Origin of the sequence: Paracandidimonas lactea (assembly GCF_021653995.1) — a bacterium.
Classification (GTDB): domain Bacteria; phylum Pseudomonadota; class Gammaproteobacteria; order Burkholderiales; family Burkholderiaceae_B; genus Allopusillimonas; species Allopusillimonas lactea.
The window spans coordinates 16722-42040 of record NZ_JAJJOZ010000003.1; the positions used below are offsets into that span (position 1 = coordinate 16722).

Sequence of the window (25319 nt, forward strand, 5' to 3'; positions counted from 1 at the left end):
ACCGAGCAAGCACCGACGCCAAGCTACAAAATACGACCGTCAGTCACCCTCCCGGGTGACCTCCGTGCTTTCCGATACATCCTGAGACTTACGCTCCAGCATACTGGCTACCAGCACCCCCACCTCGAACAGCAGACACAGCGGCGCCGCCAGCATGAACTGACTGAGTACATCGGGCGGCGTAACGACCGCAGCAATAATGAAAGCCCCCACAATCACATAACCACGCGCAGAACGCAGCTTGGCCACAGTAACGATGCCCGTCTTCACCATCAGGATCACCGCCACCGGCACCTCAAACGTAATGCCGAAAGCCAGAAACATCGTCATCACAAAGCCCAGATACGCCTCAATATCCGGCGCCGGCGTGATCGACTGCGGTGCAAACGTTGCAATAAAGTGGAACACCGTACGAAAAACCACGAAATAGCAGAACGCCATCCCCGCCAGGAACAGTATCGTGCTGGACGCAATCAGCGGCAGCGCCAGGCGCTGCTCATGCTGGTACAGGCCCGGCGCCACGAACGCCCAGGCTTGATACAGCACCACCGGCAGCGCCACCACAAAAGCCGCCAGCATCGTCACCTTCACCGGTACCATGAAGGGCGTGATGACACCCGTGGCGATCATGCGCGTGCCCTCCGGCAGCGACGCCAGCATAGGCGCGGCCAGCACATCGTAGATGGTCGATGGGCCCGGATAAATGAACAGCACAACAAACACGGCGAGCACCGCCATGACTGCCCGCAGCAGACGTGTGCGCAGCTCGACCAGATGCGAAATAAATGTGTCCTGCGTAGCGTCCGGCTGTGTCACGATGGCTTACCTGTTTTGGTGTCGGGCGTGGCCTGATTGTCGAAACCAGGCAGGGACAGGGAGTCGTTCTCGGGGGCCGTACTGGCGCCAGCAGGCGTGTCGGCGGACGCCGGGACAGCTCTTGTCGACGCGTGCGCGCTGGCGCCCGCCTGCTCAGCAGCCTCAGCCGCGTCGGATTCTGACGCAGTCGCGTCGCTTTGCGTTGGCGACTTCACCGTACCACTGGCGGCAACACCCTGCACACCCACCGCCTTTTGCGCCAGGGCCTTCGGGTCGACGCCCGATTCGGCGTCGCGTGCGATATCGCCAAGCGACTGGGATGCATCTTCGAGCACCTTGCGCGCGTCATCGAGCGGCTCGCGCAGACTGCTGGAAGCGGCTTCCATCGAGGACTTTACCGACTGGGCCGCGTCTTCCATCTGCCCCTTGATGTTCTTGAGTTCGTCGAGATCCATTTCACGCTGTATATCGGCTTTGACATCGCCGACGTAGCGCTGGGCACGGCCGATAAGGTGCCCCAAGGTGCGTGCCACCTTGGGCAGCCGCTCGGGGCCGATCACGATGAGCGCGATCACCCCGACCAGCATGAGTTCACTGAAGCTGACGTCAAACATGATGCCGCATGCTCATTGAAAAAAGAAAAGACAACCGCCCGGACGCGCGCCTTGTGCGCATGCCGGGCATGACATGATCGGAGCTGCGCCGTTCAGGCGTCTTTCTTTTCTTTGGCCTGGACGTCGATCGTATCGTCGGACTGAGCCGTGCGCTGCGTGACCGCTTCGGGGGCCGCCTTGGTGTCGGCCTCTTCATTGGCGTCGCGCATGCCCTTCTTGAAACCCTTGACCGCGCCGCCAAGGTCTTCGCCCATATTGCGCAGCTTCTTTGTGCCGAAGACCAGCGCCACGATCACCAAGACGATGAGCCAATGCCAAATGCTGAAACTACCCATGATGTTACATCTCCGTTAGGCGGCCGGAGCCGCGCGTTTATCCCAGGGGCGATGGCCCCCGATTATATGCATGTGCAGATGAGCGACCTCCTGGCCGCCCTCTGTGCCGGTGTTGATGACCAACCGGAAACCGCCCTCGGGCCCCGGTGTGCAGCCGTTGTCGTGCGCCAGCCTGGGGGCCAGCGTCATCATCTTGCCCAGCCAACCTGCATCCTGCTCTGTGATGTCCTGCATCGAGGCCACATGGTGTCGCGGCACCATCAGCAGATGCACCGGGGCAGCCGGGTTGATATCGTGAAAAACAACGAAATCGTCGTCTTCGTAGACTTTTTTCGAAGGGATTTCACCGTTGACAATCTTGCAGAACAAACAGTTGTCGCTCATTGAGGTTGTTCCTTCAATTCAGGATTGGGGGCGAGAAGCTTTCTCGGCCAGGCCCGACGTACCCTCACGGCGAGCCAGTTCGGCCAGCACCTGTTCGGGGCGCAGCCCATAATGCGCCAGCGCCACCATGCAGTGAAACCACAGATCGGCCACCTCGCTGACGATGCGATCGGGCTGGTTGTCTTTGGCGGCCATCACCACTTCGGTGGCCTCTTCGCCGATTTTCTTGAGAAAGGCGTCGGGGCCGCGCGCAAGCAGCTTAGCCGTGTAGGACGAAGACGGATCGCCGCCGTTCGCGGGCAGGCGCGCCTCCAGTGTATCGGCCAGCCGGGCCAAAATGGTTGCGGAATCAGGCTGGTTCATTTGTAGATGAGCTCTGGGTCTTTCAGCACTGGATCGACGATTGTCCAGGAAGCCGATGCCGGTGTGCCGTCCAGCCGCCGGTAAAAGCAGCTGACGCGGCCCGTGTGGCAGGCAATACCGCCTTCCTGGCGCACTTTGAGCAGGACGACGTCGCCGTCGCAGTCCAGGCGGATTTCGTGCACGATCTGCACGTGGCCGGATTCTTCGCCCTTACGCCAGAGGCGGTTGCGGGAACGCGACCAGTACACCGCGCGGCCAGTTTCAACGGTTTCTTGCAGCGACTCGGCGTTCATCCACGCCACCATCAGGATCTGACCGTTGTCGGCGTCCTGGGCAATGGCCGGAAGCAGGCCCGCATCGTCGAATTTTACGGCGTCCAGCCAAGCTTCTTGCGGCGTGGACCTTTCAGTGCTGTGTGTCATACAGGTAATCGTACCCTAATACCTTGGGCCGCCATGAATTCTTTTGCCTCGCGCACCGTGTGCTGGCCGTAATGGAAAATACTGGCGGCCAGCACCGCGCTGGCACGGCCGACGGTGACGCCATCCGCCAGATGCTGCAGATTGCCCACGCCGCCCGAGGCAATGACCGGTACCGGCACGGCGTCGGCCACCGTGCGGGTGAGCGTGAGGTCGAAACCCGCCTTGGTGCCATCGCGATCCATGCTGGTGAGCAGCAGCTCGCCCGCGCCGTAGGCGGCCATGCGGCGGGCCCATTCGACGGCATCAAGCCCCGTGGCCTTGCGCCCGCCGTGGGTGAAGACTTCCCAGCGATCGGGTTCGCCTTCGGCCGACACGCGGCGCGCATCGATGGCAACCACGATGCATTGCGAGCCGTGATAGCCGGCGGCTTCGCGTACCAGCTCGGGGTTGGCGACCGCCGCGCTGTTGATCGAGACCTTGTCGGCGCCGGCGTTGAGCAGGCGCTGGATGTCGGCCACACGGCGCACGCCGCCACCCACCGTAAGCGGGATGAAAACCTGGCGCGCCACCTGCTCGATAATGGGCAGGATGAGATCGCGGTCGTCGCTCGTGGCAGTGATGTCGAGGAAAGTGAGCTCGTCCGCGCCCTGTTCGTTGTAGCGCTGCGCGATCTCGACCGGGTCGCCGGCGTCGATCAGGTTGACGAAGTTCACGCCTTTGACCACCCGCCCGGCAGTGACGTCCAGGCAAGGAATGATGCGGCGAGTAAGGCCAGAGTCTTGGGTTGAGTCGGGGTAAGTCATGGTTTGCCGAGTTCGTCCGCCAGATCCTGCGCGGCGGCGAAATCCAGCGTGCCTTCATACAGGCTGCGACCGAGGATCGCGCCTTCGATGCCTTCACCTTCGACCGCGCACAGGGCTTCGATGTCGCGCAAGTCTGTGACGCCGCCTGAAGCGATCACGGGGATGTTGACGTGGCGCGCCAGGTTGACCGTGGCGTCGATGTTGACGCCGGACAGCATGCCGTCGCGGCCGATATCGGTATAGACAATGGCCTCGCAGCCGTAGTCTTCGAACTTGCGGGCCAGGTCGAGCACGTCGTGGCGGGTGAGTTTGCTCCAGCCGTCGGTGGCCACCTTGCCGTCGCGGGCATCGAGCCCGACGATGATGGCACCCGGAAAGGCGCTGCAGGCATCGCGCAGAAAACCGGGGTCTTTCACCGCGGCCGTGCCGATGATCACGTATGAGATGCCGGCGTCCAGATAGGTTTCTATCGTGTCCATGTCGCGGATGCCGCCGCCGATCTGTACCGGGATGTCGTCGGCGACCGACTTGAGGATGGACTTGATGGCCGGGCCATTTTTGGGCTTGCCGGCCACCGCACCGTTCAGGTCGACCAGGTGCAGGCGGCGTGCGCCCTGTGCCAGCCACTGGGCTGCCATGGCGCCGGGGTCTTCGGAAAATACCGTTGCGTCGGCCAGGTCGCCCTGGCGCAGGCGAACGCAACGCCCGTCTTTGAGATCGATGGCGGGGATGAGTAACATGATGTCAAGGATTCCAGTCTACGAAATTCCGGTACAGCCGCAGGCCATGCGCCGCGCTTTTTTCGGGGTGGAACTGTACCGCGAAAATGTTAGCGGTTGCCACGGCGCAGGTAAAGCGCAGCCCGTAGTGGGTTTCCCCAACGGTGATGGATGGGTCGTCGGGCTGCGCGTAATAGCTGTGCACAAAATAAAAATGGGTTTCGTCGGGGATGCCCGCCCAGAGGGCATGGGCGCGTGACTGCGTGACGCGGTTCCAGCCCATATGGGGCACTTTCAGCAATTCGTGCCCGGCGCCGCTACTTGCGTGCCCCGCAAGGGTGTCGAACTGCGGGCCCGCGAAACGTCGCACCTTGCCCGGGAAAATATCCAGGCAGCGTACATTGCCTTCTTCGCTTTCGGAGAACAGCATTTGTTCGCCGACGCACACGCCCAGCAGCGGCTTGCTGCGCGCCGCGCGCAGCACCGCGTCGCGCAGGCCCGATTCGTCGAGCGTGCGCATGCAATCTGGCATGGCGCCCTGGCCGGGAAACACCACGCGCGAAGCCTGGTCGATCTGTGCCGGTTCGCGGCAGATACGGATGTCGGCATCGGGCGCGGCAGCCTGCAGGGCGCGGGCCACCGAATGGAAATTGCCCATGCCGTAGTCAACAATAGCAATGGTATTCACGATATTGGCCGTTGTACGGAGTGACGCCGTTACAACACTCCTTTGGTGGAGGGCACGACGCCCGCGTTGCGCGGGTCGAGTTCGGTAGCCATGCGCAAGGCGCGGCCAAATGCCTTGAATACGGTTTCGGCCTGGTGGTGCGAATTATCGCCCTTCAGGTTGTCGATATGCAGCGTGACCAGTGCGTGGTTGACGAAGCCCTGGAAGAATTCGCGCGCCAGGTCGACATCGAAGCGGCCGACATGCGAACGCGTGAAGGGGATGTCGTAGTACAGCCCGGGGCGTCCCGAGAAGTCGATCACGACGCGCGACAGTGCCTCGTCGAGCGGCACATAGGAGTGGCCGTAGCGGACCATGCCTTTCTTGTCGCCCACAGCCGCCGCGAAGGCCTGGCCCAGCGTGATGCCGACGTCTTCGACAGTGTGGTGATCGTCGATATGTGTGTCGCCGTCGCAGTGGATGTCGAGATCGATCAGGCCGTGGCGGGCGATCTGGTCCAGCATGTGATCCAGGAAGGGCACGCCGGTATTGATTGCCTGGCGGCCGGTGCCGTCCAGATTGATGGACACGCGCACGCGTGTCTCATTGGTGTTGCGGGTGATGTCAGCGGTACGCATGTTTACGAGGATTCAGGGGGTGAGAGGCGGTACTCGGCGCTGCGGGCATGAGCCTGCAGGCCCTCGCCGTAGGCCAGCGTTGCCGCTACGCTGCCCAAGGTTTGCGCGCCTTCGCGCGACACATAAATAATGCTGGTGCGTTTCTGGAAATCGTACACGCCCAGCGGCGAAGAAAAACGTGCCGTGCGCGCGGTGGGCAGCACGTGATTGGGGCCCGCGCAGTAGTCGCCCAGCGATTCGGAGCTGTAGCGGCCCAGGAAGAGAGCACCGGCATGGCGAATCTGGTCGGCCCAGGTGCGTGGATCTTCGGCAGAGATCTCTAGGTGCTCGGGGGAGATGTCGTTGGCGATCTCGCAGGCTTCTTGCATGTCGCGCACCCGGATGAGCGCACCGCGATTGGCCAGGCTGGTGCGGATGATGTCTGCGCGCGGCATACTGGGCAAGAGGCGATCGATGGCTTCTTGTACGGCATCGAGGTAGGCGTCGTCTGGGCACAGCAGGATGGCCTGCGCCATTTCGTCGTGCTCGGCCTGCGAGAAAAGATCCATGGCCACCCAGTCGGCCGGCGTGGTGCCGTCGGCGAGAATCAGGATTTCGCTGGGGCCGGCAATCATATCTATGCCCACCGTGCCGAAAACGCGGCGCTTGGCCGAGGCTACGTAGGCGTTGCCCGGGCCGACGATCTTGTCGACCGGCGCAATGGCGTGAGTGCCATAGGCCAGCGCGCCCACAGCCTGCGCGCCGCCGATGGCCCATACGCGGTCGATACCCGCAAGGGCGGCCGCAGCCAGCACCAGGTGGTTGCGCTGCCCGCCGGGTGTGGGCGTGACCATGACCACTTCGGGTACGCCGGCCACCTTGGCGGGGATGGCATTCATGAGAACGGAAGAGGGATAGGCAGCCTTGCCGCCGGGCACATACAGGCCCACGCGATCCAGCGGTGTAATCTTCTGACCCAGCACGGTGCCGTCTTCTTCGGTATACGACCAGGACTCGGCGCGTTGGCGTTCGTGGTAGCGGCGCACGCGGCTGGCAGCGGTTTCGAGTGCGGCGCGCTGGGCGGAATCGAGCGTATCGAGGGCGGCATGCAGCGCATCATGGCCGATTTCAAGCTCGGCCACCGAGGCGGCGTCAACGCGATCGAAACGCCTGGTGTATTCGAGCAGGGCGTCGTCTCCCCGCTGCTGGACATCGCGCAGGATGCCGGTGACAGCCTGTTCGATGGACTCATCCTGCGAGGCGTCGTAGGCCAGCAGGGCGCGCAGTGAGGCCCGGAACCCGTCATCGCGGGTGCTGAGGCGCTTGATAGAAGGCATGATGCGAACCAGTAGGGAATTACATTCTGTTGATTCGAGTTTATACCGGATGCGGCGGCCTTGCCCGAATACACTGCCGCGTGCGCTGGACTGCCGCGGCATGTGGTCCAACATCCGCTGCCCGGCAGTCGGCCGGGCTTGCGGGGCATGGGCGGTATCGCATGGCCGCGCCGTTCAGGGCTTGGCTGTGCTTGACGCCTTGGCGAAGGCGGCAATCAGTGGTTGCAGCGCGGCCGCGCGTGTCTTGAGCGATGCTTGGTTTACGATCAGGCGCGAGGAAATCTGCGTGATTTCTTCCACGTCGACCAGATTGTTGGCCTTGAGCGTGCCGCCCGTAGAGACCAGGTCGACAATGCAGTCGGCCAGGCCGACCAGCGGCGCCAGCTCCATTGAGCCGTACAGCTTGATGATGTCCACATACACACCCTTGGCGCCGAAGTGCTCGCGCGCCGCGCGCACGTACTTGGTGGCTACTCGCAGGCGCGATCCTTGACGTACGGCGGCCTCGTAGTCGAAGCCGCGCGGCGCGGCCACGCACAGGCGGCAGCGCGCAATGTTCAGGTCGACGGGTTGGTACAGGCCGCCCGGGTGGCTGGCGGCATGCTCGTACAGGACATCCTTGCCAGCGATGCCGAAATCGGCCGCGCCATACTGCACATAGGTGGGCACGTCCGACGCGCGCACGATGATGATCTGCAGGTCTGGGCTGCTGGTGGGCAGGATCAGCTTGCGCGAGGTTTCGGGGTTTTCAGACACCTGTATACCCGCCGCGGCGAGCAGCGGCATCGTTTCATCGAAGATGCGCCCTTTGGACAGGGCCAGGGTGAGCGGTTTCTGCAAGCTGGCGGGGCTCATGCGGTTTTCCCGGAAATACGTTGCACATCGGCGCCCAGGGCGCGCAGTTTGACTTCCATCTGCTCGTAGCCGCGGTCCAGGTGATAGATGCGCTCGACGGTGGTGGCGCCTTCAGCGGCCAAGCCGGCAATCACCAGGCTGGCTGAGGCCCGCAGGTCGGTGGCCATGACGGTGGCGCCCAGCAGCGTGTTTACGCCCTGCACGACGGCGGTATGCCCGTCGATCTCGATCGACGCGCCCATGCGGACCAATTCTTGCACGTGCATGTAGCGGTTCTCGAAAATAGTTTCGGTGATGACCGCAGTGCCGTCGGCGATGCTGTTCAGCGCCATGAGTTGGGCTTGCATGTCGGTGGGCAAACCTGGGTATTCCGCCGTGCGAAAGCCCATGGCGCGCGGACGGCCCTTCATGGCGCCGCGTATCCAGTCGTCGCCGCATTCGATGCTCAGGCCGGCTTCGCGCAGCTTGGCGATCGTGGCGCCCATGGTGTCGGGGGCGGCGCGCCGCAGCATGATTTCGCCGCCTGCCGCGCCTACGGCGCACAGGAAGGTGCCGGCTTCGATGCGGTCGGCCACCACGGTGTGGGTGGCGCCGTGCAGGCGGTCGACGCCGTCGATGATGATGCGGTCGGTGCCGTGGCCCTGGATGCGGGCGCCCATGCTGATGAGCAGCTCGGCCAGGTCGGTGATTTCGGGTTCGCGCGCGGCGTTTTCGAGTGTAGTGCGGCCTTCGGCCAGCACGGCAGCCATCAACAGGTTTTCAGTGCCGGTGACCGTGACCATGTCAGTGCGGATCGAGGCGCCTTTGAGCCGGCTGGCTTTGGCTACTACAAAGCCGTGCTCGATCTTGATGTCGGCGCCCATCGCGGCCAGGCCTTTGATGTGCTGATCCACCGGCCGCTGGCCGATGGCGCAGCCCCCCGGCAGACTGACGCGCGCCTCGCCGAAGCGGGCCAGCAGTGGGCCCAGCACCAGGATGGACGCGCGCATGGTCTTCACCAGCTCGTAAGGCGCTTCGAGCTTGTCGACCTGCCCCGCGTTCAGCGTGACCGTGCCGGGCGCCGGCTTCTCGGCCCGCACGCCCATCTGGCCTAGAAGCCTGAGGGTGGTGTTGATATCGTTGAGTGCCGGTACGTTGTGCAGTGTGATGGTGTCTGCCGTGAGCAGGCTGGCGCACAGGATGGGCAGGGCGGCGTTCTTGGCGCCTGATACCTCGATGTCGCCGGCCAGAGGGCGGCCGCCGTTGATGAGCAGTTTATCCATTCGGGTTCGCTTTGTATTCGGCGGGGGTGAGCGTGCGCATCGACAGCGCGTGAATTTCAGCCTTCATGCGATCGCCCAGCGCGGCGTAGACGATCTGATGGCGTGCAATCAGCCGCTTGCCTTCGAAGGCGGGGCTGACAATGATGGCTTCGAAATGAGAGCCGTCGCCGGATACCTCGAGGTGTTCGCAGTCAAGGTTGGCGGCGATGTACTCGCGTACTTGTTCGGGGGTAGGCAGCATGGCGGTCAGTTCCTGAGTTTGTAGCCGCTGGCCAGCAGGCGCAGCGAAAATAAGCCCAGCGCAGCAAACACGGCCAGCACCACGGCCAGGCTGTGCCAGGGAGAGACGTCGGAGACGGAGAAAAACCCGTAGCGCATGCCGTCTATCATGTAGAACACCGGGTTCCAGCGCGAAACGGCCTGCCAGAAGGGCGGAAGGCTGTGGATGGAGTAGAACACGCCGGACAGAAAGGTGGCGGGCATGATGAGGAAGTTCTGGAATGCCGCGAGCTGATCGAATTTTTCGGACCACAGGCCGGCGATCATGCCCAGCGAGGCCATGATCGCACAGGACAGCACCGCAAACGCAAGCACCCAGCCCGGGTGGGCTACCGGCAGCGGCACAAAGAACAGCGCCACCACCCAGATACAGGCACCCACGCACAGCCCGCGCACGATCGCCGACAGCGCATAGGCGGCGTAGATTTCGCGGTGCGACATGGGCGGCAGCAAAATAAACACCAGGTTGCCCGTGATGCGGCTTTGAATCAGCGACGACGAAGGGTTGGCAAAAGCATTTTGCAGCATGCTCATCATCATGAGCCCAGGGATCAGGAAGGAGGTATAGGGCACCGACCCGTACACGTTTACCCGCCCCTCGAGCACATGGGCAAAAATCAGCAAATACAGCAGCGCGGTGACCACTGGCGCTGCGATGGTCTGGAAGCCCACTTTCCAGAAGCGCAGCAGCTCTTTGCGCAGCAGGGTGGGAAAGCCGGAGTTTTGCAGGCTGGCGATCACAGCGAGGCCTCCATGGATTCGTCTTCGCGGTCGCTTGTGCCGGCATCGACTGAGCCTTGCTCGCCACGCATGATGCGTACAAAAGCCTCTTCGAGGTCTGCCCCGCCGAAACGGGCCAGCAGGTTGTGGGTGGTATCCAGCGCTGCGATACGCCCGCCCTTGAGCATGGCCAGCCGGCCGCAGAGTGCCTCGGCTTCTTCGAGATAGTGCGTGGTAAGCAAAATAGTGTGGCCTTCGCGGTTCAGCCGCGAGATGAACTCCCACAGTGTGCGGCGCAGGTCTACATCGACCCCCGCCGTGGGTTCGTCGAGGATGATGACGGGCGGGCGGTGCACCAGCGCCTGCGCCACCAGTACGCGGCGCTTCATGCCGCCCGAAAGCGCGCGCATATTGGCATCGGCCTTGTCCAGCAAGCCGAGGTTGTCCAGGACTTCGTCGATCCAGTCGTCGTTGTTGCGCAGGCCGAAGTAACCTGACTGGATGCGTAGGGTTTCGCGTACGGTGAAGAAAGGGTCGTAGACCAGTTCTTGCGGCACCACGCCCAGCGCCCGGCGTGACTGCCGGTAGTCGGCCTGCACATCGTAACCGCACACCTTGGCCGAACCCGAGCTTGCCCGCACCAGGCCGGCAAGGATGGAGATAAGCGTGGTTTTGCCGGCGCCGTTGGGGCCCAACAGCCCGAAGAACTCACCGTGTTCGACCGTGAAGCTGACGTCGGAAAGGGCCTGGTGGCCGGGCTTGGCGGGCAGGCCGCGCAGGCGCTTGCGCAGGCTGCGCGGCGCGGGCGCGTAGGTTTTGGAAATATGTTCGAGGCTGAGCGCGGTCATGGGCACAAAAAAGAAGCCCGGCCCTGAGCGCGGGCCGGACTTTCCATTATAGCCGTGCCGCGGTCAGAGCCGCGAACCGGTGCCTAGCGCCGCGCCGCTGTGGCTTGCGCCGGCTTGACCTGGACCTTGTTCAGCGCATCGATCAGGCCGTCAAAGCCATTTTGCGCGATCTGTTCGGCGAACTGATTGCGATAATTCTGGATCAGCCAGATACCTTCCACGTTCAAGTCGTAGATCTTCCAGCCCGTGGCGGTTTTCTCGAGGCGGTAGTCGACAGCGATCGATGGCGCGTTGCTGCGCGTGAACGACGAGCGCACCACGACGTCGTCGGCATTGGCGTCGCCACGGAAGGGATCCATGCGGATGGCCGATGTGGGATCGATATTGGCGAGCGCGCCGCTGTAGGTGCGGATCAGGGTGTTGCGAAAGGCGGCAACCAGGCGCTGCTGCTGGTCTTGGGTGCCCTGGCGCCAGTAGCGGCCGGCCGCCAGGCGAGTGGTTTTCTCGAAGTTGACGTAGGGCAGGATGTATTGGTCGACCAATTGGTTGATGCGCGTGAGATCGCCGCCTTGCGCGGCCTTGTCGTGCTTGATGGCTTCGAGGGCGTTGTCGGCGGCGGCCTGCACGAAATCATTGGGGGCGGCCTTGGGGTCGACCGGCTTTTCGGCACGCGCCTGTGCGGCAGCCAGTGCCAGGATCAGGCCGAGCAGGGCCCCAGCGAACAGGCGTTGCAGGAGAGAAGTGGAACGTAGCATAGACATCATAAGGGAGAGGCCTCCGGGTTACGGTTTGGTCGCAGTGCTGGTTGCGGGAGCGCCGCCGGCAGGAGCTTGCGCGCCCTTGCCGGAAGCGCCCTCGGGCGCGCCTGCGTCGTCCGAGTAGTCGGGCAGGTCTTCTTCATAGTTGGGCAAGTCGTCGCTGTAGTCGGGCGCGGATTGGCCGTTCAGGCGGCTTTGCACCAGGGCCTTGCGGCGCTGCATGTACGCGTCGCGGATGAAACTGTAACGATCCAGGGCGACGTCGTTGACGAGCTGGTCGGCCTTGAGCAGGCTGGCCCGTGTGTCTACGACATACACGCCCAGGATGCTGTTGCGCACCGGCACGTCGTTGATGGACATAACGGGTGTGAGGGCGGACAAGCCTGTGCCAAGCGACACCGCTGTTGCCGTGCCGTCGCGCAGTGAGCTGGAACCCAGGAAGGGCAGGACGACGTACGGACCGGGTTTAAGGCCCCATACGCCCAGCGTGACGCCGAAATCGTTGACGATGCGCTTGGAGCCGTTCATGGAGGCGACGTCAATGCAACCGCCCAGGCCCATAGTGGTGTTGAACATCACCCGGCCCAGCGTGTTGAAGAAATCATGCCCGCGGGCTTGCAGGAAGCTGTTGAACGCTGACCACACATCGCCCAGGTTGTTGAACATGTTGTGGATACAGGTTTGGGCTGGGTCTGGCATAAGCTGGTCGTAGCCCGACGCAATAGGCTTGAGCAGCGCGCGGTCAACGGTATCGTTGAACTGGAACATGCTGCGGTTGTAGCTTTCCCAAGGATCTTGTGGATTGGGATGTTTGACGGTGGAGCAGCCGGCCAGCACGGCAACGGTGCCGATCAGGGCGGCATTGCGAAGGTGGCGATGTGCCGCTGAGGGCACGGGGAAGTTATTGGTTTTCATGCAATGAGTTTATGTCCGCGATAGGGGCATTTTACCCCTCTGCATTACAACAACGGTGGCTGCGACCCTGGCCGGATGGCCTTGCGCGTGTGATGTCAAATGTGCGCGATATGCTCAGTTTTGCGGGCTACTGCCTTGTTTGCTGGCCGAACCGTACAGAAACTTGCTGATCAGCTCTTCGAGGACCACGGCGCTTTGGGTATAGGTGATTTCGTTGCCATCAGCCAACATTTTCTCTTCGCCGCCCGGGGTGAGGCCGATGAATTGTTCGCCCAGCAGGCCCGAAGTGAGAATGGACGCCGATGAATCGGTGGGGAATTCGTAACCCTTGTCCAGGTCCAGCGTGACAACGGCCTGGTAGCGGGTGTTGTCGAAGCCGATGGCGCCCACCCGGCCCACGACCACGCCGCTGCTCTTGATGGGCGCGCGCACCTTCAGACCACCCACATTGTCGAAATAGGCGTCGACTTTATAGGTGGAGGAGGACAGGGAAAATGTGCTCAGGTTGCCGGCTTGCAGGGCAAGAAATACCAGGGCAATGGCTCCCAGCAGCACGAACAGGCCGACCAGGAAATCTGTTTTTTCGCGCGTCATGTGTTGATCCGTGTATAGATAAGTGTTTGGTCAGGCGCTGAACATCAGCGCGGTCAGGATGAAGTCCAGCCCCAGCACAACCAGCGAGCCGATGACGACTGTGCGGGTGGTGGCGCGGGAGACCCCTTCGGGGGTGGCCTTGGCCGTCCAGCCGGCGTACAGTGCGATCAACGTGACCGCCAGGCCGAACACCAGGCTCTTGATGACGCCATTCAGGACGTCGTCGATGACATCTACGCCGTTTTGCATCTGTGACCAGAACGCACCCGCGTCGATGCCGATGAGTTTTACGCCGACGATCCAGCCGCCGAGCACCCCCACCATGGAGAACACCGCCGCCAGGATGGGCATGGCAATGAAGCCCCCCCAGAAACGCGGCGTGAGTACACGGCGGATTGGGTCTACCGCCATGACTTCCATGGCCGAGAGCTGCTCGCCGGCCTTCATGAGGCCGATTTCTGCGGTGAGCGAGGTGCCTGCCCGCCCCGCGAACAGCAGGGCGGTGACCACCGGGCCGAGTTCGCGCGTGAGCGACAGCGCCACCAGCAGGCCCAGCGCTTCTTCGGAGCCGTAGCGGTTGAGTGTGTAATACCCCTGCAGGCCGAGCACAAAGCCCACGAAGAGACCGGACACGATAATAATTACCAGCGAGTAATTACCGATGAAATGCACTTGCTGCGATACCAGGCCCGGCCGGCGCAGGACGATGTCGCTGCGCGCCAAAATCGCACCGGTCAGGCGCATGAAGGCGCCCAGCCCCGTGACACCGCGCCGTACGCGCGCGCCCAGGGTCGAAATCGATTGGACGGGAGACATTATTTGCGTCCTTGGCGGGCCAGCCAGGCCTCGAAGGCCGGTGTGATCGGATAGTTGAATGCAATGGGGCCGTCGGATTCGCCATTGATGAACTGCTTCACGTAGGCGTCTTGCGAACCCGACAATTGCCGCGGGGTGCCCGATGCCAGCAAGGTGCCCTGGCCCACCACGTAGACGTAGTCCGCAATCTTGAAGGATTCGGGCACGTCGTGGGTAATGAGGATGGATGCGCAGTGCAGGCGGTCGGTCAGGCTGCGGATGAGTTCGGCGGTGATGCCCAGCGAGATCGGATCCAACCCGGCGAAGGGCTCGTCGTACAGAATGAGCTCGGGCTCCATGACGATGGCCCGCGCCAGCGCCACCCGCCGCGCCATGCCGCCGGAGATTTCCGAAATGCGCAGGTGCGCGGCCGCCCGAAGGCCGACGGCGTTGAGTTTGTCCAGCACGCGCTCGGTAACTTGCGCCTGCGTCATTTGCGTATGCTCGCGCAGAGGGAAGGCGACGTTCTCGAATACGTTGAGGTCGGTGAACAGGGCACCCTGCTGGAACAACACGCCCATGCGCTGGCGCGCCTTGCGCAGGGCCTCGCCCTGCAGCGTGCGGATATCGTTGCCAAATACACTGATGGTGCCTTGCTGGGCCGTGATCTGCGCCGTGGCGGCGCGCAGCAGCGTTGTCTTGCCCGACCCGGAACCGCCCATCATCGCCACGACCTGGCCGGGCTTGACGACCAGGTCGATACCTTTGAGGACGGTGAAATCTCCGTAGCCCAGCGCAACGCCGCTGAACTTCACGACGGGGTCGTCGGCAGGCTGCTCGGTGTGCGATGTCGCGGTGGCGGTCATAGGCGGGATTGGTAAACGATCAACCTCGCATTGTAGCGTTTTGCGCGTGGCCTTCGTTACAGACCCAAGCCTGGCACTCGCGCACCAGCAAGCGGCCCATTTCTTCGCGCCGCGTTGCGTCCAGGCGCTGGCTGATGGCGCCGAAGCTGATCGCCGCCGTGGCAATGCGCGAGACAGCGAACGCGCAGCCCACACCTGATACGCCGGGCGTGATGCCGTCGATGATTTCCGAGTAGCCGCGTTCGCGGACTGCGCTGGCGTGGCGTAGCAGCATCGGCAGCGGCAAGCCCGCTTTCAGGTAGTCGGCCTCGTGGCGTGCGTGGATCTGCGCGATGGCTTCGTCGCTGTACCGCGCGATCAGGGCCAGCCCGCCTGCTCCGATGCCCAACAGGCGTTTTTCGCCGGCATCGATGGTGAAGATGCGAACGGGGAAATCGCCATGCTCGCGCAACAGGCATAGCGCGTAGTCGCCCTGCTGCACCACCAGGAAGACCGTATCGCCCGACAGCCTGCACAGGCGCTTGGTAAGCGGCTGCAGCACATCGACGATGGGCGCCCGTTGCATGGCCGAAAAACCCAGTTGCATGGCATCCACGCCCAGGTGGTAGCGGCGGGTGCCCGGATCGCGGGAGGCGAAGTTTTCGTCGACCAGGCAACTGACCAGGCGGTGGGCGGTGGACCGTTCGAGCCCCGACTGGGACATGATGTCCCGCAGCGCCAGGCCCTGGGCGTCATGCTCGGCCAGTAGCCGCAGCAACTGCAGCGCCCGGCGAATGCTTTGGGTGCCGCGTTGTGCTCCGCCGCCCGTCTCTGCCTCTATGCCCGTATCCATTGCCACTCCTTTGTCCGCACCCGCATAGATAACCACATTGTGGGAAATAAATCAATAAATGTTTGTATTGTAGGAAATATAAGGGCTTAATCCGCCCTGAGCCAGGCGGCGCGCCGCATCCGGCTGCGGGGTTATCCGCAATCCCGGCTGCCCATCCCGGCAAGTTATCCCTGGCAACCAGTTACGCAACCTTTATTGGATTGAGACGGTAATGTCCTATACCTCGTTGATTGTGGAAGACCATGGCCCCGTGAGGCGCATCAGTCTGAACAGGCCCCAGGCCCGTAATGCGCAGAACCAGCACCTGCTTGATGAACTGGATGATGCGGTCAGCCGCGCACGGGATGACGATGCGGTGCGTGTGATGGTGATCGCGGCGGCGGGCAGCCACTTTTCGGCCGGGCATGATTTGAAGGAGGCGCAGGCGAGCCGTGCGTCCTTCACGGTCGAAGAGCGTTGGGCGTACGAGTCTCTGCGCTATTACGACTACTGCCTGCGCATCTGGGATTTTCCCAAGCCCACGATTGCCCAGGTGCAGGGCGCCTGTGTGGCGGGTGGGTTCATGATCGCCAATATGTGTGATCTCATCGTATGCGCCGACGACGCTTATTTTTCGGACCCTGTCGGCCATACGCTGGCCGCCGCGGCCACCGAGGTGCTGATTCACCCCTGGGTGATGGGGCTGCGCAAGGCTAAAGAAATGTTGTTCACGGGCGAACGGCTGGACGCGGCCGAGGCGCATCGCATCGGCATGGTAAACCGCGTGGTGCCCGTCGACAGCCTGGATGCCGACACGTTGGCCCTGGCGCAGCGCATTGCCCAGGCGCCGCCCTTCGGGATGCGGCTTCTGAAGAAGTCCCTCAACCGCAGCCTGGACGTCCAGGGCCTGCGCGCGGCGCTGTCGGCGCACTTCGATACGCATCAGCTGTCGCACATGAGCAGCGAGTTCCAGGCGGTGCGCGACAAAGGGCTGGCTCAGGCGATCCAGCGCAACAAGCGCGGAGAAACGGCATGAGGCAGGATCTCCGGCCGCTGCTCGAACCGGCATCAATCTGTTTTATCGGCGCCAGTGACAACCCGGGCCGTATCGGCGGCATGCCCCTTTCACTGCTGACCCGTTATGGCTACCAGGGCGATGTGTATCCCATCAATCCCAAATATACAGAGGTGTTTGGGCTGCCCTGCTATCCCGATGTGGAATCGCTCCCGCAAACGCCAGACCTGGCGGTGCTCGCCATCGGTGCGCCGGATGTCCTGCCGATGCTGCAGCGCTGCCACAGCCGGGGCATCCGTGCCGCAGTGGTCTATGCGGCAGGTTTTGCCGAAGAAGGGGAGGCCGGGCGCGCATTGCAGGCCGGCATCGAAGCGTTTGCCCAGTCGTCGGGCATGGCGGTGGCGGGGCCAAACTGCATGGGCCTGGCCAATCTGAACACCCAGGCGCACACGGCGTTTGCGTCGGTATTCAATGCGGTGCCCATGCAGCAGGGGCGAGGCGCGGTCAGTCTGTTGACACAAAGCGGAAACGTTTGCGCGGCCCTGTATGCATTGGTGCGTGAACTGGGGCTGTCGGTGTCGCAGTTCATTAATACCGGCAACGAAGCCTGTGTGGAGTTTGCCGAATACCTGGAGTATCTCGCCGACGACGAAGACACCGAGGTGGTGCTGGGATACGTGGAGCAATTGCGCAACGGCCCGCGCTTCGTCGACGCATGTCGTCGGCTGGCCCGCAATGACAAGGTGCTGATTGCGCTTAAAGCCGGTACCACGTCCAAGGGCGCGGCGGCGGTTCAGTCGCATACCTCGGCGCTGGCGGGCGACCAGCGCGTGTATCGCAGCGTGTTCGAGAAGGTGGGCGTGATCGAGGCGCACGATTTTGCGCAGATGGCACAGCTTGCCATGCTGGCCCGGCTGCGTCACCGTGAGGCCGGCCGGCGTGTTGCCGTCGTCACCATGTCGGGGGCCTTGGGTGCCATTTTGGCCGACCGGTTCATCGAGAGCGGGCTTGAGTTGCCCGATCTGCCAGCGCACGTGCAGGCAGTGTTGCGGGAAGGCATTCCCGACTACGGCATGGTGGGTAATCCCGTCGATGTCACCGGCAATGTGGTGAACAATCCCGGCTTTGTACGCAATGTCCTGGAAGCGTTGGCCACGTCGCCGGCGCTGGACGCGGTGGTTATCTACGCGCCGGGCTACATGCTTGACCGCATGGCGGACAGCCTTGTCGAGGTGGCCCGGGCGCATGCGCGCTTCTTTGCCGCCATCGATACGGGGCGGGCAGCCTGCCGCGACACGCTGCGTGAAGCGGGCGTGGCGGTGTTCGACGATCTGGGGCGGGCGGTTGCGGCGCTGGGGCCATTTCTGTCCTGGCAGGCCCGGCGGCGCGCCGCGATGCCGGCCGCTTTGGAGAGCAATGCCGATGCGTCCAAAGGCGTGTCGGGGTGCGCGGCCGAAGGCGGCCCGGCGGCGTATGCGGCGACCGAGGCCTCTAACAGGGATCCCGCAGCTGTGGCGAGCGGCTCGCAGGGTGTGGACGAGGCATGCGTGCCCGGGAAAACGGCATCCGGCCTCGCTCTCGACATTGACATTGGCCTCGCCGGCCCGCTCAACGAGGCACAGGCGCTCGGCTTTCTGGCTGCGCACGGCGTACCAGTCATGCAGGCGCGTATTGCCGCCAGCGCAGAGGAAGCCGTCGCGCATGCCAGAGCGGCCGGCTTCCCGGTGGTGCTCAAGGTTTTGAGCGCCGACATTGCGCACAAAACCGAGGTAGGCGGCGTGGCGCTGAAACTGGCCGATGAGGCAGCGGTGGCGCGGGCCTATGAAGACATCATGCGGTCGGTGCGCGAAAAGGCGCCGCGCGCACATGTGCAGGGTGTGCTGGTACAGGCCATGGAGGCGCCGGGGGTGGAACTGATTGTGGGCGCACGCCGCGATCCGGTTTTCGGACCCATGCTCACTGTAGGCCTGGGCGGTGTGCTGACCGAGCTTTATCAGGACAGCGCGCATGCGCTGCTGCCGCTGGAAGCAGGCGAAGCCGAGGCGCTGCTGCGCCGTCTGGTGGCATTTCCACTGCTGGATGGCTATCGCAACGCGCCGCGCGCGGATATTGCCGCCGTTGCCCGGGCGGTGGAGGCCGTGGGCCGCGCCATGGCCGCCGCACCCGCGTCGGTCGCCGAAATAGAAGTAAACCCCCTGCTGGCGAGGGTGCGGGGGCGGGGCGCGGTTGCCCTGGATGCCTTGATCCTCGGCGGAGATGCGCGAGCCGCGCATGCTCCGAACAATTCCTAATAGATATAAGGAGAAGACAGTGATGTTCAAGAATATATTTGCCAGTCTGTGCGTGGCCGCGCCACTGGCTGTTTCGCTGGCGATGCCTGCCGCGGCGGCTTATCCGGAAAAGCCCATCAGCATTGTCGTGCCGTTTTCCGCCGGCGGTGCCACCGATACGCTGGCGCGGCTGCTGGCGGGGCGCATGGAGGCCAAGCTGGGCCAGCCGGTAGTGGTGGAAAACAAGCCTGGCGGCGGTACGGTTATTGCGTCCAATTATGTGGCGCGCGCTAAGCCCGACGGCTACACGCTGCTGCTGGCCGCATCCTCGCTGGGTATTGCACCCAGCGTCTATAGCACGGTCTCGTATGATCCTGTCAAAGACTTCACGCCTGTGACACAGGTAGCGTCCGTTGTGCACGTGCTTGAAGTGCATCCTTCCTTACCCGTCAAGACAGTTGAAGAATTGATTGCGTATATCCGCGCCAAGCCCGGCGAGCTGAGTTACGCCTCGGTCGGTGTGGGCACGTCCACGCAACTTGAGGCGGAGCTCTTCAAGAGCATGGCCGGTTTGCAGATGCAGGAAATCCCTTACAAAGGCAGCTCGCAGGCGCTTACCGATCTGGTGGCTGGCCGTGTGCAGATCATGTTCGATGCCTGGGCGTCGTCCGGCCCCTTTGTGAAAGATGGCCGCATTCGGGCGCTGGCGGTGACGACTGAGCAGCCGTCCAAGTCCGTGCCCCATGTGCCGCCTATCGCTTCCGCCGTCCCTGGTTTCTCTGCCATGCCTTGGCTGGGCCTGGTGGCGCCAGCCGGCACCCCAGATGCGGTAGTGCGCAAGGTTTATGCCGCGGTAAACGAAATCATCCAAGAGCCTGAGGTGCAGCAGAAATTCGAGTCGCTGGGCCTGGATGCCATCGGCAGCGATCCGGCCGCGTTTGGCGCTTTCATCAAGAAAGATATCCAGACCTGGGCCAAGGTAGCCAAAGAAGCAAATATCCGCATCGACTGAGGCCGTGCGCCTTTCCACGCTTTGATGCTGGGCCGGCCGGCCCAGCGTGCGGCACCGCCATTGCGCCGGCCATCGCCTGCGTGGCGCGCGCTGCCGCCACGCGGCACCCCGGCTTGGAGGAGCTGTGCAAGGATGAAGTATGTCAACGATAGAACACCCCGAATTCCCTTCTGACCACGATGCTTTCCGGACATACGTGCGCGGCTGGCTGACATCGCATTATGCGGCCTTCCGCTCGGGTTGGCCGGGCGATGGTGACCCACGCTGCCTCAAGTTTCGCAGGGCCTGGGAAGATGAATTGTGCCGCTATGGCATGGCGGGCCTGGGCTGGCCGCGCCAGTACGGCGGCCATGAGTTGGATCTGGCCCGCCAGGCGATCTTCCATGAAGAGCATGCCCTGTGCGGTGCACCGCTGGGCGTCAATTTAATCGGCCACGGTATTCTCGCGCCCACGCTATTGCATTTCGGCACTGAGGCGCAGAAGCGGGAATTCCTGCCCGGAATCCTGAAAAACAGCAATGTCTGGTGCCAGGGCTATTCCGAGCCCGGCGCAGGGTCGGATCTGGCTGCCTTGCGCACCCGGGCCCGGCGTGATGGCGACGACTACGTGCTCAATGGCCATAAAATCTGGACATCTTTCGCTGACCGTGCCGATTGGTGCTTTGTGCTGGCCCGCACAGACCCGGATCGCCCGCGCCATCGCGGCCTTAGCTTTCTGTTGGTGGATATGCGCCTGCCCGGCGTACGGGTCGAGCCCATCCGCCAGCTTACTGGCGAGGCGGAATTTTGCGAGGTCTTCTTCGAGAACGTCCGCGTCCCGGCGGATTGTCTTGTCGGCGCGGAGAATGACGGCTGGAAGATCGCCATGGCGGCCGCCAGCTTTGAGCGGGGCACGTATTTTCTGCCGCGCTTGGTGCGCTTCCGTCAGGAGCTTGCCGAGTTGCGCGAGCAGTTGCAAAGCGATCCATTCACCAATGCGGCGGTACGCCGCCAGTGGGCGCGCCTGGCCGCCGACAGCCGCGTGCTGGGCCTGAAGACACGCCGTGCCCTGCGGCAGGCAATCGCCGGCGAGCCGCCTGGGCCCGAGGGGTCATCCACCAAGGTGCACTGGAGTGAAGCCCACCAACGCATGCTGGACTTCGCCGTCACGCGCTTGGGCATCGATGTTTGCCAGCCCGGCGCAATACAACAGGGCGGCACAGCGCAGACGCTGCATGCCTACCTGTGGTCGCGCGCCGAGACCATCCTGGCCGGTACATCGGAAATCCAGCGCAATATCATCGCCGAGAAAATTCTTGGCCTGCCCAAGGGGGCCTGAACATGAACGAGGTGATCAACGCCGAGCACTCCTTGCTCGTGGACGCAGTCCAGCAGTTTCTGGACGGAGAAGGTCTGGCCGTGACCGGTCGCACCGGTGCGCTGGACGCCACCGACGCGGCTGCCTTGTGGCGGGACTGCGCCCGGATGGGGTGGACGTTGGCCTGTGTGCCCGAGGAGTGCGACGGCGTCGGACTGCCCCTGCCTGTTGTGGCGTCCATGGCGGAGGAGATGGGTAAGCGCCTGCTGCCTTTGCCGGTTGCCGATGCCACGGCCATTAATGCCTTGCTGCACCGGGGCGTGGAGCAGTGCGACGGCGCGGATGCGTTGCGCGACAGGCTGGCCGGCTGGCTGGGTGGGGACGCGCTGCTGGCTATCGTGCGGGGCGCCGGAGCGGGCAGTGGGCGGCCGTTCGCAGAGTTTGCGACGCCAGGTATCCCGGCGCTGGATCTATCATGGGCCGAGGGGATGCTGACAGTTACCGCCGTGGCGACTGAGGCGCACGGCCATGGCGTTGATCCGCTGATTCCTGTGGGGCTGCCCGCCGACGGGGCACCGGCCTGGCGGCATGAGGTACCCTGCGGGGCAAACGCATGGCAAGCATTTTGCGGCTTGCGTCGGGCGCTGCGCCTGGGCGAGTTGTTGGGCGTGGGGGCGCAGGCCCTTGCGCTGGCCTCCGCGCATGCGCGCGAGCGCGAACAGTTCGGCAAGCCGATCGGCATCAACCAGGCCGTCAAGCATCGTCTGGCTGATAACTGGATGGCGCTGGACAACGCCCGGCTGGTATTGCAAGACGCCTGCGGCCTGCTCGACGAGGCCGGTTGGCACAGCCCTGCTGGTCGCGACGCCGAGGCAGCCTTGCTTACTGCCGTGCTGCTCGTCACCGAGGCGGCCCACGCCAGCACCGCCCAGGCCATCCAGACCCACGGCGCCATGGGTATCACCTGGGAATGCCCCGTCCACTTCTTCCTGAAGCGCGCACGTCATCTCGGCGCCATCCTGGCCCACGACGGCGACGAAACCGCCATGCTTGATCGGCTTTGGGCGCTGGGCTAGGGCGCTCAGCCTTGCATGCTAAGATTCTCGCCGTTGCCCAGTAACCCTGACGGCTATGTCATTACGTTGTGAGATGCGGCGGCGGTTGAGCTGCATTGTGCTTCTCGCGTTCCTGTTTTCCGCGCTGGCGCCTGCCTTCGGGTCGGGCCAGGGCGGCGGCGCTGCTTCGCGGGCCGTATGGGGGGAGATCTGCACGGCCACCGACGGCCTTCACAATGGTGCCTACGATAGCGCTCCGGGCGACGCGCATGATATGTCGCACGCGGGCCATTGCCTGCTTTGCTTTTTCCCCTCCACGACACCCGACAACAAGCCGCTGGCACCCCTGGCTGGTGTGGCGCCCATTATCCGGGTGGCGGCGCAGCAATCGGCGCCTGGCTGGTACTCCCAGGGTTGGCACGCGCCGCAGGCACGCGCGCCGCCTGTTTTTCCTGATCTCCTCGCATAAGCCGCAGTCGGCCGCCATGGGCGGCGGCTGCGATTCCTCGCAGAAATAGTGGCCAGCCGCATTGCGCGGCGGCTGCGCGTTTTCTGTGGATTTATCACGAGTACGACGGGCCTGCGCAGCTGGCCATAATCACCACGCAATAATCCTGCCGTAGCCCCTTGGCCGGCGATGGAAGATGGTGCCGCAAGTGCGTGGTGCTCGCGCATCGCATCAGGAAAACCTCATGAATGTCCTTCGCATCACTGCCCCATGGCGCATAGGCCCGCTGGTTATGCGGCCGCGCGCACTTGCCTTGCTGCTTGTCTCATCATTCGTCGCGCCTGTGTGGGCGCAGGCCCATCCGCAACAAACCGACGGCAGCCGTGTCGATGTTGCATCGCCCGCCGTGCTGTCTGCCATCGAGATCAAGAGCGGGCAGCCGGGCGTGCTGGATACGCCTGTTTCGACAGGATCCAACCTTGATCTGACCCCTCGGGAAACTCCTGCAAGCCTGGACATCATCGCCCGCCAGCAGCTGGAGGAGCGTGGCGACGCCAGCGTGACCGAGGCCATTACGCGGGCCGGCGGCATCAGTGCCATGGGCCATCCGGGCAACGGTGGCTCGGCGCTGTCAGCGCGCGGGTTCACGGACAGCAACTCGGTCATGCGGCTGTATGACGGCTTGCGGCAATACGGCGGGGTGGGGGTAACCTTTCCTTTCGATACCTGGTCGGTGGAGCGCATTGAGGTACTGCGCGGCCCGGCGTCCGTTATCTATGGCGACGGCGCCATAGGCGGCGTGGTCAATATCGTGCCTCGCAAACCCGCACATGGCCCCATTGAGAACGAGGCACAAGCCACGCTGGGTACGGACGATACCGCCCGTTTTGGCCTGGGCAGCGGGGGCGGTATCACCGACCGCCTGACCTACCGCGTGGACCTGAGCGGCAACCGTTCGGACAACTGGGTGGATCGCGGCGATTCCCGTGACATGACGTTTTCCGGCGCCCTGCAGTTCGATGCAACGCCTGACTTGAGCCTGAAGTTCAGCCATGCCTATGGCTATCAGAAGCCCATGCCTTACTTTGGTACACCGCTGGTCAATGGCGGACAACTCGACGCCTTGCGGGACAAGAACTACAACGTCGAAGATGGCACCATCCGGTTTCGCGACCAGTGGACACAATTGGATGGCCTTTGGACGCCCAACGATGCAACCACCGTGCGCACCAGGCTGTATCACGTGCGCAGCAAGCGCGACTGGCGCAACGCCGAACGCTATGTGTACAACGATGGGACAGGTCTGATCGACCGTTCGAGCAACACCGACATCGGGCACGACCAGAAGCAGACCGGCTTTACGGCAGATGCAGCCTTCGACGGCAAGCTGGGTTCGCTGCCCAATACATTCTCGGTGGGCTTTGACGTCAACCGCAGCAGCTTCCAGCACACCAACAACACGTATGCCGGAAGCTCAGGATCGGTCGATCCTTTCGATCCGGTGCCGGGGTTCTTCCGCAGCGACGCGCCAACGCTCCCGCGTTACCGCAATGAAGCCACCCAGTACGCCCTTTTCATGGAAGACAGGCTCAAGCTCACGCCACAGTGGTCGGTGTTGGGCGGCCTGCGCTACGACCATGCCACAGTGTCGCGCGACGATCTGTTGACAGGCAAGCAGGCGCTGGATCGGTCTTACTCGGAGCTGGGCTTTCGCATCGGCACCGTGTATGAGCTGCAGCCCGAGTTATCGCTCTATGCGCAGTACGCCGAAGCGGCGGACCCGGTCAGCAGCCTGCTGATGCTCACTGCGGCCAACAGCCGTTTCGACATGGCGCGTGGCAGGCAGATCGAAGTCGGGCTCAAGCAGGGCTTTTGGGCGGGCAAGGGCGAATGGACGCTGGCCGCCTACCATATCGTCAAGAACAACCTGCTGACGCGCGACCCGCTTAACCCCAGCGAACGTCTGCAAGTGGGCGAGCAATCGTCACGCGGGCTCGAAGCGTCGCTGGCCATGGAGTTTGCGCGTGGTTGGACGGTTCAGGCCAATGCTGCCATGCTGCGTGCGCGGTTCGACGACTTCAATGAGCCTGCTGGCTCGCCCCCGGTTACGGTGTCGCGCAGCGGAAAAGTGCCGCCCAATGTGCCGCAGCGCCTGGCCAACCTGTGGCTGGGCTGGAACTTTGCGCCGGGGTGGACGGCTATGGGTGGCGTGCAGTATGTGGGCAAGCGCTACGCCGACAATGCCAATACGCTGACGCTGCCTTCCTACACCACTACGGATCTGGCCTTGCGTTGGGAGGCGGGCAAACGCACCACGATTACGGCGCGCGGCTATAACGTGTTCGACAAGGGCTATTTCACCACCGCTTACTACACGCCTACGCAGTGGTTGTATGGGCCGGGCCGCCGCTTTGAAGTCACGCTCAACCATCGTTTCTGAGT

29 protein-coding genes are annotated in these 25319 nt (G+C 63.4%); 7 read left to right on the top strand and 22 right to left on the bottom strand.

Annotated elements, in window-relative coordinates:
- Nucleotides 1-39: 39 nt before the first annotated feature.
- From tatC to LOL23_RS07030, 22 genes are all read right to left on the bottom strand, one after another.
- Nucleotides 40-816 carry a twin-arginine translocase subunit TatC gene (gene tatC, locus LOL23_RS06925; RefSeq protein WP_237173342.1) on the bottom strand — a complete coding sequence of 259 codons (777 nt, stop codon included), beginning with the start codon at nucleotides 814-816 and terminating at the stop codon, nucleotides 40-42.
- The gene (tatB, locus tag LOL23_RS06930; RefSeq protein WP_237173343.1) at nucleotides 813-1430 is read right to left on the bottom strand and encodes a Sec-independent protein translocase protein TatB; all 618 of its coding nucleotides are present in this window, start codon (nucleotides 1428-1430) and stop codon (nucleotides 813-815) included. The genes tatC and tatB overlap by 4 nt, the downstream gene beginning before the upstream one ends.
- Before the next feature lie 92 nt (nucleotides 1431-1522).
- A complete protein-coding gene (gene tatA / locus LOL23_RS06935) occupies nucleotides 1523-1765 on the bottom strand; it encodes a Sec-independent protein translocase subunit TatA (RefSeq protein WP_160977131.1) in 243 nt (80 codons plus the stop codon).
- A 15-nt stretch (nucleotides 1766-1780) separates the two neighbouring features.
- Entirely contained in the window at nucleotides 1781-2149 is a 369-nt protein-coding gene (locus LOL23_RS06940) for a histidine triad nucleotide-binding protein (protein WP_160977129.1), read from the bottom strand.
- Between the two features lie 18 nt (nucleotides 2150-2167).
- Nucleotides 2168-2512: a phosphoribosyl-ATP diphosphatase gene (locus LOL23_RS06945; RefSeq protein ID WP_160977127.1), complete on the bottom strand. Its 345-nt coding sequence runs from the start codon at nucleotides 2510-2512 to the stop codon at nucleotides 2168-2170.
- Nucleotides 2509-2934 carry a phosphoribosyl-AMP cyclohydrolase gene (gene hisI, locus LOL23_RS06950; RefSeq protein ID WP_160977125.1) on the bottom strand — a complete coding sequence of 142 codons (426 nt, stop codon included), beginning with the start codon at nucleotides 2932-2934 and terminating at the stop codon, nucleotides 2509-2511. The genes LOL23_RS06945 and hisI overlap by 4 nt, the downstream gene beginning before the upstream one ends.
- Entirely contained in the window at nucleotides 2931-3737 is an 807-nt protein-coding gene (hisF, locus tag LOL23_RS06955) for an imidazole glycerol phosphate synthase subunit HisF (protein ID WP_237173344.1), read from the bottom strand. The genes hisI and hisF overlap by 4 nt, the downstream gene beginning before the upstream one ends.
- Nucleotides 3734-4477 (bottom strand): 1-(5-phosphoribosyl)-5-[(5-phosphoribosylamino)methylideneamino]imidazole-4-carboxamide isomerase, encoded by a 744-nt coding sequence (hisA, locus tag LOL23_RS06960; protein ID WP_160977121.1) that lies wholly within the window; start codon nucleotides 4475-4477, stop codon nucleotides 3734-3736. The genes hisF and hisA overlap by 4 nt, the downstream gene beginning before the upstream one ends.
- Before the next feature lie 4 nt (nucleotides 4478-4481).
- Nucleotides 4482-5144: an imidazole glycerol phosphate synthase subunit HisH gene (hisH, locus tag LOL23_RS06965; RefSeq protein WP_160977119.1), complete on the bottom strand. Its 663-nt coding sequence runs from the start codon at nucleotides 5142-5144 to the stop codon at nucleotides 4482-4484.
- Nucleotides 5145-5173: 29 nt separating this feature from the next.
- Nucleotides 5174-5761, bottom strand: coding sequence for an imidazoleglycerol-phosphate dehydratase HisB (hisB, locus tag LOL23_RS06970; protein WP_160977117.1), 588 nt, complete (start codon nucleotides 5759-5761; stop codon nucleotides 5174-5176).
- Nucleotides 5762-5763: 2 nt separating this feature from the next.
- Complete coding sequence (gene hisD, locus LOL23_RS06975; RefSeq protein ID WP_237173345.1) at nucleotides 5764-7077, bottom strand: histidinol dehydrogenase; 1314 nt, start codon at nucleotides 7075-7077, stop codon at nucleotides 5764-5766.
- Between the two features lie 174 nt (nucleotides 7078-7251).
- The gene (gene hisG / locus LOL23_RS06980; protein ID WP_160977113.1) at nucleotides 7252-7932 is read right to left on the bottom strand and encodes an ATP phosphoribosyltransferase; all 681 of its coding nucleotides are present in this window, start codon (nucleotides 7930-7932) and stop codon (nucleotides 7252-7254) included.
- Nucleotides 7929-9194 carry a UDP-N-acetylglucosamine 1-carboxyvinyltransferase gene (gene murA / locus LOL23_RS06985; protein ID WP_160977111.1) on the bottom strand — a complete coding sequence of 422 codons (1266 nt, stop codon included), beginning with the start codon at nucleotides 9192-9194 and terminating at the stop codon, nucleotides 7929-7931. The genes hisG and murA overlap by 4 nt, the downstream gene beginning before the upstream one ends.
- Nucleotides 9187-9435, bottom strand: coding sequence for a BolA family protein (locus tag LOL23_RS06990; protein WP_160977109.1), 249 nt, complete (start codon nucleotides 9433-9435; stop codon nucleotides 9187-9189). Before LOL23_RS06990 ends, murA begins: the two co-directional genes overlap by 8 nt.
- Nucleotides 9436-9440: 5 nt before the next feature.
- Entirely contained in the window at nucleotides 9441-10214 is a 774-nt protein-coding gene (locus LOL23_RS06995) for an ABC transporter permease (RefSeq protein WP_237173346.1), read from the bottom strand.
- Nucleotides 10211-11041 carry an ABC transporter ATP-binding protein gene (locus LOL23_RS07000; protein ID WP_160977107.1) on the bottom strand — a complete coding sequence of 277 codons (831 nt, stop codon included), beginning with the start codon at nucleotides 11039-11041 and terminating at the stop codon, nucleotides 10211-10213. Before LOL23_RS07000 ends, LOL23_RS06995 begins: the two co-directional genes overlap by 4 nt.
- Before the next feature lie 83 nt (nucleotides 11042-11124).
- Nucleotides 11125-11796: an MlaC/ttg2D family ABC transporter substrate-binding protein gene (locus LOL23_RS07005; protein ID WP_237173347.1), complete on the bottom strand. Its 672-nt coding sequence runs from the start codon at nucleotides 11794-11796 to the stop codon at nucleotides 11125-11127.
- A gap of 27 nt (nucleotides 11797-11823) precedes the next feature.
- Nucleotides 11824-12714 carry an MlaA family lipoprotein gene (locus LOL23_RS07010; RefSeq protein WP_237173348.1) on the bottom strand — a complete coding sequence of 297 codons (891 nt, stop codon included), beginning with the start codon at nucleotides 12712-12714 and terminating at the stop codon, nucleotides 11824-11826.
- A gap of 114 nt (nucleotides 12715-12828) precedes the next feature.
- A complete protein-coding gene (gene mlaD / locus LOL23_RS07015; RefSeq protein WP_160977101.1) occupies nucleotides 12829-13308 on the bottom strand; it encodes an outer membrane lipid asymmetry maintenance protein MlaD in 480 nt (159 codons plus the stop codon).
- Nucleotides 13309-13338: 30 nt separating this feature from the next.
- Nucleotides 13339-14124, bottom strand: coding sequence for a lipid asymmetry maintenance ABC transporter permease subunit MlaE (gene mlaE / locus LOL23_RS07020; RefSeq protein WP_160977099.1), 786 nt, complete (start codon nucleotides 14122-14124; stop codon nucleotides 13339-13341).
- Nucleotides 14124-14969: an ABC transporter ATP-binding protein gene (locus tag LOL23_RS07025; RefSeq protein WP_237173349.1), complete on the bottom strand. Its 846-nt coding sequence runs from the start codon at nucleotides 14967-14969 to the stop codon at nucleotides 14124-14126. Before LOL23_RS07025 ends, mlaE begins: the two co-directional genes overlap by 1 nt.
- 19 nt (nucleotides 14970-14988) lie before the next feature.
- Complete coding sequence (locus LOL23_RS07030) at nucleotides 14989-15801, bottom strand: IclR family transcriptional regulator (RefSeq protein WP_237173350.1); 813 nt, start codon at nucleotides 15799-15801, stop codon at nucleotides 14989-14991.
- Nucleotides 15802-16012: 211 nt separating this feature from the next.
- Between LOL23_RS07030 and LOL23_RS07035 the strand changes: the two genes are divergently transcribed.
- The 7 genes from LOL23_RS07035 to LOL23_RS07065 all read left to right on the top strand — a co-directional run bounded on the left by LOL23_RS07035 (nucleotide 16013) and on the right by LOL23_RS07065 (nucleotide 25317).
- A complete protein-coding gene (locus LOL23_RS07035) occupies nucleotides 16013-16816 on the top strand; it encodes an enoyl-CoA hydratase (RefSeq protein ID WP_160977093.1) in 804 nt (267 codons plus the stop codon).
- Nucleotides 16813-19086, top strand: a complete 2274-nt coding sequence (locus tag LOL23_RS07040; protein ID WP_237173351.1) for an acetate--CoA ligase family protein — start codon at nucleotides 16813-16815, stop codon at nucleotides 19084-19086. Before LOL23_RS07035 ends, LOL23_RS07040 begins: the two co-directional genes overlap by 4 nt.
- A gap of 22 nt (nucleotides 19087-19108) precedes the next feature.
- Complete coding sequence (locus LOL23_RS07045; protein ID WP_237173352.1) at nucleotides 19109-20077, top strand: Bug family tripartite tricarboxylate transporter substrate binding protein; 969 nt, start codon at nucleotides 19109-19111, stop codon at nucleotides 20075-20077.
- 139 nt (nucleotides 20078-20216) lie between these two features.
- On the top strand, nucleotides 20217-21395 hold the full coding sequence (locus tag LOL23_RS07050) for an acyl-CoA dehydrogenase family protein (protein WP_237173353.1): 1179 nt from the start codon (nucleotides 20217-20219) through the stop codon (nucleotides 21393-21395).
- A gap of 2 nt (nucleotides 21396-21397) precedes the next feature.
- Entirely contained in the window at nucleotides 21398-22450 is a 1053-nt protein-coding gene (locus LOL23_RS07055) for an acyl-CoA dehydrogenase family protein (protein WP_237173354.1), read from the top strand.
- 97 nt (nucleotides 22451-22547) lie between these two features.
- Nucleotides 22548-22898 (top strand): DUF2946 family protein, encoded by a 351-nt coding sequence (locus LOL23_RS07060; RefSeq protein ID WP_237173355.1) that lies wholly within the window; start codon nucleotides 22548-22550, stop codon nucleotides 22896-22898.
- A 271-nt stretch (nucleotides 22899-23169) separates the two neighbouring features.
- Entirely contained in the window at nucleotides 23170-25317 is a 2148-nt protein-coding gene (locus LOL23_RS07065) for a TonB-dependent receptor (RefSeq protein WP_439652079.1), read from the top strand.
- Nucleotides 25318-25319: the final 2 nt, after the last annotated feature.